The organism is Pantoea sp. GbtcB22, from assembly GCF_019091025.1.
GTDB lineage: Bacteria > Pseudomonadota > Gammaproteobacteria > Enterobacterales > Enterobacteriaceae > Pantoea > Pantoea leporis.
Map to the genome: position 1 here is coordinate 1 of NZ_JAGXKB010000087.1, position 294 is coordinate 294.

1 protein-coding gene is annotated in these 294 nt (G+C 51.7%); it reads left to right on the top strand.

Annotated features, from left to right (window positions below):
• A partial coding sequence (locus tag KVT28_RS24865; RefSeq protein ID WP_217550804.1) for a type II 3-dehydroquinate dehydratase occupies positions 1 to 258 on the top strand: 258 nt, incomplete at its 5' end.
• Positions 259 to 294 lie beyond the last annotated feature (36 nt).

Sequence of the window (294 nt, forward strand, 5' to 3'; positions counted from 1 at the left end):
GAAGCCCGCGGCAACGAGGACTACATCATCATCAATCCTGCTGCGTTCACGCATACCAGCGTTGCACTGCGAGATGCCCTGTTGGCGGTTAGCATTCCTTTAATTGAGGTGCATCTCTCGAACGTGCATGCACGCGAACCGTTCCGACATCACTCCTATCTTTCCGATGTATCTGCCGGCGACATCTGTGGACTTGGCGCTGATGGATACGCGTGGGCTTTACAAACGGCAGTAAGACGCCTGTCACATTCCAATTAAACAGAGTACGGAACCACACTCATGGATATTCGTAAA